Annotated in this window: 8 protein-coding genes; 7 read left to right on the top strand and 1 reads right to left on the bottom strand. The window is 42.3% G+C overall.

The genetic code is table 11. From position 1 onward, the window contains the following. The 4 genes from LC574_RS16125 to LC574_RS16110 all read left to right on the top strand — a co-directional run. Positions 1-1370: NB-ARC domain-containing protein (locus LC574_RS16125; RefSeq protein WP_229454451.1), on the top strand; the 1370-nt coding region annotated here is incomplete at its 5' end. An 18-nt stretch (positions 1371-1388) separates the two neighbouring features. Continuing rightward, positions 1389-1643 (top strand): UPF0175 family protein, encoded by a 255-nt coding sequence (locus tag LC574_RS16120; protein WP_193200542.1) that lies wholly within the window; start codon positions 1389-1391, stop codon positions 1641-1643. After that, the gene (locus LC574_RS16115; protein ID WP_229454450.1) at positions 1633-2115 is read left to right on the top strand and encodes a DUF3368 domain-containing protein; all 483 of its coding nucleotides are present in this window, start codon (positions 1633-1635) and stop codon (positions 2113-2115) included. The genes LC574_RS16120 and LC574_RS16115 overlap by 11 nt, the downstream gene beginning before the upstream one ends. A gap of 446 nt (positions 2116-2561) precedes the next feature. Further along, the gene (locus LC574_RS16110) at positions 2562-4454 is read left to right on the top strand and encodes a tetratricopeptide repeat protein (protein ID WP_229454449.1); all 1893 of its coding nucleotides are present in this window, start codon (positions 2562-2564) and stop codon (positions 4452-4454) included. Positions 4455-4662: 208 nt separating this feature from the next. On the opposite strand, the gene LC574_RS16105 is transcribed toward LC574_RS16110, so the two are convergent. Beyond that, positions 4663-5160: a pentapeptide repeat-containing protein gene (locus tag LC574_RS16105; protein WP_229454448.1), complete on the bottom strand. Its 498-nt coding sequence runs from the start codon at positions 5158-5160 to the stop codon at positions 4663-4665. Positions 5161-5228: 68 nt separating this feature from the next. Between LC574_RS16105 and LC574_RS16100 the strand changes: the two genes are divergently transcribed. The 3 genes from LC574_RS16100 to gcvH all read left to right on the top strand — a co-directional run bounded on the left by LC574_RS16100 (position 5229) and on the right by gcvH (position 7148). Further along, a complete protein-coding gene (locus LC574_RS16100) occupies positions 5229-5432 on the top strand; it encodes a hypothetical protein (protein WP_229454447.1) in 204 nt (67 codons plus the stop codon). A 64-nt stretch (positions 5433-5496) separates the two neighbouring features. Continuing rightward, positions 5497-6633 (top strand): glycine cleavage system aminomethyltransferase GcvT, encoded by a 1137-nt coding sequence (gcvT, locus tag LC574_RS16095; RefSeq protein ID WP_229454446.1) that lies wholly within the window; start codon positions 5497-5499, stop codon positions 6631-6633. 125 nt (positions 6634-6758) lie between these two features. Beyond that, positions 6759-7148: a glycine cleavage system protein GcvH gene (gene gcvH, locus LC574_RS16090; RefSeq protein ID WP_229454445.1), complete on the top strand. Its 390-nt coding sequence runs from the start codon at positions 6759-6761 to the stop codon at positions 7146-7148. The last annotated feature ends 873 nt before the right edge of the window (positions 7149-8021 follow it).

The following is an 8021-nucleotide window of genomic DNA, read 5'->3' as shown; positions in this document are numbered from 1 at the left end:
ATGATAAGTTCGCCCAGAGTTATCCTCAGTTAGCCAATTCTGAAAGCCGGGGTAAGCTAGAAAAGTTACGGGCTTGCTTGAGAGCAAAATATAATGGCGGGCAAGATGCCCACCCCACAATTAAAGAAATTCATCAAAATATTCCCCCTGCTGTCCGATTTGAAAAATTTGTGGGACGTGAGGCGGAACTAGAAGAACTGCACCAGAAGTTACAAACATCTCGGCAAGTTGCAATTGTAGCTGTGGCGGGTATGGGTGGAGTAGGCAAAACTGAACTCGCTACCCAATACGCCAAACAGCACTTGCAGAATTATCAAGGTGGGGTTTGCTGGTTATCAGCACAGGGAATAGATGTCGGAATTCAGATTCTCAGATTTGCTGAACTGAAATTTAAACTCATTGCACCGGACGATTGGGAATTAGCAGATAGGCTGGAATACTGCTGGCAAAATTGGCAACAAGGTGAAGTGCTGCTGGTGTTTGATAATGTCACTGACTACAAAACACAGGTTCAGCGTAATCTACCCCCAGAATCACCCCATCGACCCCCAGAATCACCCCGGTTTAAAGTATTGCTGACAACGCGCCAGGAACTGACAACGCGCCAGGAATTTGATAGAACTTTGCCGCAATTACGTTTGGATGTCCTCAAACCATTGGCGGCGATGAAATTATTAAAATCGCTGGTTGATGAAGAACGACTGAAAAGCGAACCTTGGGTTGCGAGAGAAATTTGTAAATCCTTGGGATATTTGCCTTTGGCGTTAGAGTTGGTGGGGCGATATCTTGATACAATGCCAGATTTGTCTCTGGAAACACTACGGAAGCGGCTAGAGAAAAAGCGACTGGAACACGAAGCAATCGCCAAGGCTAACCCATTGATGCGTTATGAATATGGTGTTGCTGAAGCTTTTGCATTGAGTTGGGAACAGTTGGATGAAAATGCACAAGGCTTAGGCTGTTGGCTGAGTTTGTATGCCTTGGCTGATATTCCTTTTTCTGTTGGGTGGATAAAAGATGACAATGAACAAGAACTCTGGGAGAAAGCTATAACTGAGTTACGGAAACTGCATTTAATACAATGGCAAAGTAAAGGAATTTATCGTCTACATCCACTGATTCGGCAATTTTTCCAAATGAAGTTGGATGAGTCAAGTGAGGCAGATAAGGTAAAAACTGTTTTTGTAGCGCAGATGGTAGAGGTGGCAAAGCAAATTCCTAAACAGCCTGACCGTGAAGATATTTTCAACCTCACTCCATATATTCCCCACCTTGCAGAAGTTGTAACTTACCTATCCCAATATCTCAGCTTCGAGGTTCAAAAGGTTAATATTAGCGCTCTTGACTCTAAGCAGAGGAATACTCTCTAATAAACTGAGGATAAAATTATGCGAACAGTACCAATCCAATTACCAGAAACAGTATTTTCAGCACTTCGGAAAAATCCTGAAGAATTCATCCAAGAAATGCGAATTGCAGCAGCAGTTAAATGGTATGAATTAGGTGACATTTCACAAGCCAAAGCAGCAGAAATTGCTGGGTTAACTCGTGCTGAATTTATTAATGCCTTATCACGCTACCAAGTAGATTTTATGCAATATACAGCCCAAGAGTTAGCCCAGGAACTGGCAAATGTCGATTAATTGTGTAATTATTAACTCTTCACCTTTGATTGTTCTTTTGAAAAGTCAGCAAGCACAATTACTTCCACAATTATTCACAGAAATTATAGTTCCATTAGGTGTTTTTGAAGAAGTCACAACAAAAGATGATGTCGCATCAACACAATTACCCAGTATTTCTTGGATACAAACAGTAGAAGTTAATACTATTAATCCTGTTGTAGCAGCTTGGGATTTGGGAAAAGGAGAATCACAAGTATTGAGTTTGGCACTAAAAAATTCAGACTGTGCCGCTATTGTTGACGATAGGGCAGCACGGCGTTGTGGTCAAGCTTTAGGTATTACTACTATTGGAACAGGAGGTTTGCTGATATTAGCAAAAAGACGTGGACTAATCCCAAGCATATCTCCTGGGATTCAAGCTATCCGTGACGCTGGTTTGTGGTTATCCGATAGTTTGGTCAATTTACTCAAACAACAAGCAGGGGAATAGCGATCGCTTACAAAGTGTAACATTAAATGGCGATCGCTCCTTCTTAATCTCTTCCTCCGTGTCCTCTGCTAATTAACAACGTGCAACGCCGAATAGCCCGTCGTAGGCATTGCATAGCCATTTTGAGTACAAAACTCGAAATCTGAGGCTCAAAGGCTCAAGAGACCAGGGTGCATCCCAGTTTTTATTTTGCTCTTGAGAATAACTGTCATTGCGAGGAGGAACGACGAAGCAATCTCATGGACTCGTTTTGAAGAGAAGAATTTTGCGATTGCTTCGTTCCTCGCAATGACATGTAAAAAAGTGGGATGCTCCCAAGAGACCATACCTAACGGCAAGCCACTGCTTTTGAATGTTTCTATGCAAATGGTATTTTTACCCCAAAGAGAGGATATTTCCAAATGGAGACAAAGTAGAATTAAAAATATAAATATCACAAGCTGTTTATGCAATGGGCTAATTTTCTAGCCAAAGAAGCTGCTACTCATGGCTTATCTCTAGAGCAAACAGCAGTTTTTTTAAAGTATTTTAATAATGAAAATTTAGGTAAAAGAGAAGCTAAACTTATCAGCGAATTAAACGTTGATATTGCTGCTTTCAGAAAATGGCTGGGTGAGATATATCACAAGTTCGCTCAGAGTTATCCTGAGTTAGCTATTTCTAACAATCGGGACAAACTAGAAAAGCTACAAGCTTACCTGAGGGCGAAATATAATAGCGAATTGGATATCCTCAAACCATTGGCGGCGATGAAATTATTAAAAACGCTGGTGGTTCGGGAACGACTGCAACAAGAACCTTGGGTTGCGAGAAAAATTTGTAAATTTTTAGGATATTCACCTTTAGCGTTAGAGCTAGTAGGGCGATATCTGGATAAAATGCCAGATTTGTCTCTGGAAACACTACTGAAGCGGCTAGAGAAAAAGCGAGTGGAACATGAAGCAGTAGTCAATGCTAACTCATTGATGCCTTATGAATACGGTGTAGCTGAAGCTTTTGAATTAAGTTGGGAGCAGTTGGATGAAAATGCACAAAGCTTTGGCTATTTCTTAAGTTTGTCTGCCTTAGCTGACATTCCCTTATCTTTTGAGACGATAGAAGATAACAAAAAACAAGAACTTTGGCAGAAAGCTATAGCCGATTTACTAGAGTTGCATCTGCTACAACAGAAAAGTAAAGGAATTTATCGTCTAAATCCCCTAATTCGGCAACTTCTCCAAATGAAGTTGGATAAGTCAAATGAGGCGGATGAAGCAAAAACTAACTTTGCAGCGATGATGTTAGAGATAGCAAAGCTAATTCCGCAACAGCCCAACCTTGAAGATATTCTCAACCTCACTCCACATATCCCGCACATTATAGAAGTTGCAACCCACCTATCCCAGTATGTGGGCGATGAAAATCTAATCACTCTGTTTACCAAATTAGCCTGGTTTTATCAAGGTCAAGGACTTTATCAGCAAGCAGAATCTTGGTTGCAACAGTGTGTAGAAGTGACTCAAAATCGTCTTGGTTTAGAACATACCGATGTCGCTGCTAGTTTGAACAATTTAGCAGGACTTTACAAATCTACAGGACGTTACAGCGAAGCCCAAGCTTTGTATCAGCAAGCTTTAAAACTGAGAAAACACCTGCTGGGAGAGAACCATCTTGATGTCGCCACTAGCCTGAATAATTTAGCACAACTTTACGATTCTACAGGACGTTACAGCGAAGCTGAACCTCTGTATCAACAAGCTTTAAAACTGAGAAAACGGCTGCTGGGAGAAGAACATACCGATGTCGCCACTACCTTGAGCTATCTAGCATTACTCTATGAATCTATAGGACGCTATAGCCAAGCCGAACCTTTGTATCAGCAAGCTTTGAAACTGTGGAAACGCCTAGTGGGAGAAGAACATCCTCATGTCGCCACTACCTTGAACAATTTAGCAGCATTGTACTGTTATACAGGACGCTACAGCAAAGCTGAACCCTTGCTTAAAAAAGCTTTAGAACTGAGAAAACGCTTGCTGGGAGAGAACCATCTTGATGTCGCCACTAGCCTGAATAATTTAGCACAACTCTACGAATCTACAGAACGCTACAGCAAAGCCGAACCTTTGTATCAAGAAGCTTTAAAAGTGAGTAAACGCCTGCTGGGAGATAATCATCCTGATGTCGCCATTAGTCTGAACAATCTCGCAGCACTCTACCGGAATACAAGACGCTACAGGAAAGCCAAACCCTTGTTTGAGCAAGCTTTGAAAATTTGCGAACAAACTTTAGGTGTAAGTCATCCTACTACTATGACAATTCGAGCAAATTATGCCAGCTTTTTAAGAGAAACATATCACTAGCGATCGCTTTGCCTAATTCATAATTCGTAATTCGTAATTAGTTAAAAAAATATCCCCCTCTCCACCAGCGAAGAAGGGGTTAGATTCCAATACAGTTCAGTTAAGCATTTCTTCCTTCTCTCTGCGTCCTTGGCGTCTTGGCGGTTCGTTAAAAAAATTGACTTTGTAACATAGTTTTAGCCTTAACCCAAGCGTATTGGGTTAGATTCTACTTACATCCTAAAGACTTGCGTGTATCCACACCAGTTTTAGAATTCACACCACTTGCCTTAACACAAAGCTTTTTCACTTGTATTCCATCTAAAATTGCATTCGTAAAATCAGTACCTGTGACATTTACATCATCAAAAGTAGAACGCAGCATCATTGCATCGGTCAACACAGCATCAGTTAAATCAGCATCCTTAAACCTTGTTAGATAAGCTATACCTTCACTAAAATCAGCACCATGCAGATTTACTCTTTCCAACAGAGTACCGTTAAACACGCCACCACGTAAGTCAGCATTGCTAAAATTAGCATTCTCTAATTTGAGATTGGTAAACTCAGTGCCAACTAAACTTTGACCAGAGTAATCCTTGCCCTTGAGTTCATCATTACCCACAGAACGGGTAATACTGGAAGAACTTGCAGCTTGCGCCGATAGGGGAAACCAAAAAAGAACCATCGCTAAGACAAAGCTAGCTAACAGTCGCCAATATTTCATAATGTCTTCTTAATAAATCTCAACACTTGCACCATTAACTATTAAAGCTTACAGAAGGGGACAAGGGAGTGGGGAGTGGGGAGGTGGGGGAGATGGGGGAGGTGGGGGAGATGAGGGAGATGAGGGAGATGAGGGAGATGAGGGAGATGAGGGAGGTGGGGGAGATGAGGGAGATGAGGAAAATAACCATGCCCAATGCCCAATGCCCAATGCCCAATGCCCAATGCTCAATGCCCCATTCCCAATGCCCCATTCCCAAATTCAATACATAAGACTCTAAAACCAGAAAGCATCTCGTAGGATTATAGATGTTGAGGTGCGATCGCAAAATTACCTGTGGCTAATCAAGAAAACAACGCCCAATCTCTGGCGCGAACCTTTTTATATCAAGTAGGTGTAGAACTTAAAGCACGCTTTACCAGCTTTGGCGGTTGGGAAATGCCTGTGCAATTTAGTGGCATTAGCCGCGAACACGAAGCTGTAAGAAATACAGCCGGAATGTTCGATATTTCCCACATGGGCAAATTTACCCTCCAAGGTAAAAACCTTATTTCCCAACTCCAGCCTCTAGTGCCTTCAGACTTGAGTCGATTGCAACCCGGTCAAGCACAATACACCGTATTGTTAAATCCCCAAGCCGGAATTATTGACGATATCATTGTTTATTACCAAGGTGAAGACACCATTGGTATACAGAAGGCATTTATCATCGTCAATGCGGCAACCTCTGCTAAAGATAAAGCATGGCTATTGCAACACCTTGACTTGGATAAAGTGCAATTCCAAGACCTTTCACCAGATAAAGCCTTAATTGCCGTGCAAGGGCCAAAAGCGATTAAATATCTCCAGCCCTTAGTGCAAGAAGACTTACAACCAATCAAAGCCTTCGGACATTTAGAAGCAACCCTACTAGGTAAACCTGCCTTCCTGGCCCGCACAGGTTACACCGGAGAAGATGGCTTTGAGGTGATGGTAGACCCGGATGTGGGGGTAGAATTGTGGTTAAGTCTTCATAATGCTGGTGTTATTCCCTGTGGACTCGGTGCCAGAGACACTCTGCGACTAGAAGCGGCGATGGCACTTTACGGACAAGATATCGATGACACCACCACACCCTTAGAAGCAGGTTTGGGGTGGCTAGTTCATTTAGATACCAAAGGCGAATTTATTGGTCGGGAAATTTTAGCACAGCAAAAAGCCACTGGAGTGCAGCGCCGATTGGTCGGTTTGCAAACCCAAGGACGCAACATTGCCCGTCACGGCTATCAAGTGTTATCAGCAGGTAAAGTTGTGGGAGAAATTTCCAGTGGCACTCTGTCGCCTACACTTGGTTATCCCATTGCCTTAGCTTACGTTCCTACCCAATTAGCAACCATTGGTCAACAACTAGAAGTCGAAATTCGCGGCAAAGCTTACCCAGGAGTTGTAGTTAAACGTCCCTTTTATCGGTCAAAAAATCGTGTCGCCAACTGATAAGCGTCGAGGTTTTTGAGGAATAATGTGTTGTGAGTTAGTCAATCTACAGTAAGGTTCATTACCAGATATGGCTTTGATGACTGTTGGGACAATAATTTTTTTGATAAGGGAGAGGAAGTGATATGTCTTTTGAATATCCTCAAGATTTCAGATACCTGGATTCTCATGAATACGTGCGAATAGATGGTGAAATTGCCACCATTGGTATTACTGAATTTGCTGTACATGAATTGGGCGATATCGTCTTTTTAGAACTGCCAGAAGTTGGCGACGCTCTTACTAGGGGAGAAAACTTTGGCACAATTGAATCAGTAAAAGCCGTTGAAGAACTCAATTCACCAGTAACAGGCACAGTTATAGAACGCAATGAAGCTTTAATTAATTCTCCCGAAGACGTGTCAGAAGACCCTTACGGGGAAGGGTGGTTTTTGAAAGTGCGCGTCAATGACCCTGATGAAGTTGAGGATGCCTTGACAGCAGATGAGTATCGCGCCCAGGTGGAAGGGGAGTAGGGAGTGGGGAGTGGGGATGAGGGGGATGAGGGGGATGAGGAGGATGAGGTAAAATTTTCTCGCCCATCTCCCTTGTCTGCCCCATCTCTTTTATCGTAAGTTCAAGGGTTTAAGACCCCTACATCTATATGTAGCACCAGTATCAGTCGGGGTTTAAATCCCCGTCTGAAATGTCTAAAATGTTTGAATTTTGAATTGTTAACTCTAACTCCACCTGAAGATATAGCGGTTCCCATTCAGATGCGGTACAACATTACATCACGAGGTGTAGGGGTACGGCAGTGTCCATACGTGTCAACTTAACGTAAAAGCCATGTCCCGCCTGGAACTTCAGTTCCTTGCTAATAGCGAAAGTCTTCTGTTGATGACTAAATATACCCAAAAATCTTTAGTCTACTTGAGTAGACTTTAGCTATAAGAGAGGAACTTTAGTTAAAGGCGGGTGAGCAAGCCAACATTTAACAGTTATCAGTTATGACTGTTAACTGTTCACTGTTTCAAAACCTACGCTGATACCCCTGATACCCCTGATAACTGAAAACTGTTGACTGTTCACTGAGTTAAGCTATTTTTAGGCTTTTGTTGACACCAATGGGCAGTGCCATGCCCCTACGGGTGGATGTACCTCACGTAAACAAGAACCGCTATAAGTCATGGAATTTAGATGAACTGAAAAGTTACATCTACTTCTCATCAGTATTTATTGCAAAATATGAAATAGTACCATCTGGAGAGTAATTTGTGGTATTAAACGCCCCTATTCTCAAGTCTAATGAGCAGCAAGTGCTGGACGAAAAAAGTCAAAAAAGTCAAAAGTTAAGTAGTTTTGTGCCAAGACACATTGGCCCTAACTCCGACGATATTCAGCAAATG

The organism is Nostoc sp. CHAB 5715, assembly GCF_020829685.1.
Taxonomy (GTDB): Bacteria; Cyanobacteriota; Cyanobacteriia; order Cyanobacteriales; family Nostocaceae; genus Nostoc.
Note: the sequence above shows the minus strand (reverse complement) of the source record. Positions and strands in the feature narration are given on the sequence as shown.

Excerpts from the sequence above, each read along its gene's own strand:
- LC574_RS16105 (WP_229454448.1), bottom strand. The coding sequence starts at position 5,160 with ATGAAATATTGGCGACTGTTAGCTAGCTTTGTCTTAGCGATGGTTCTT.
- LC574_RS16115 (WP_229454450.1), top strand. The coding sequence starts at position 1,633 with ATGTCGATTAATTGTGTAATTATTAACTCTTCACCTTTGATTGTTCTT.
- LC574_RS16110 (WP_229454449.1), top strand. The coding sequence starts at position 2,562 with ATGCAATGGGCTAATTTTCTAGCCAAAGAAGCTGCTACTCATGGCTTA.
- LC574_RS16120 (WP_193200542.1), top strand. The coding sequence starts at position 1,389 with ATGCGAACAGTACCAATCCAATTACCAGAAACAGTATTTTCAGCACTT.
- gcvH (WP_229454445.1), top strand. The coding sequence starts at position 6,759 with ATGTCTTTTGAATATCCTCAAGATTTCAGATACCTGGATTCTCATGAA.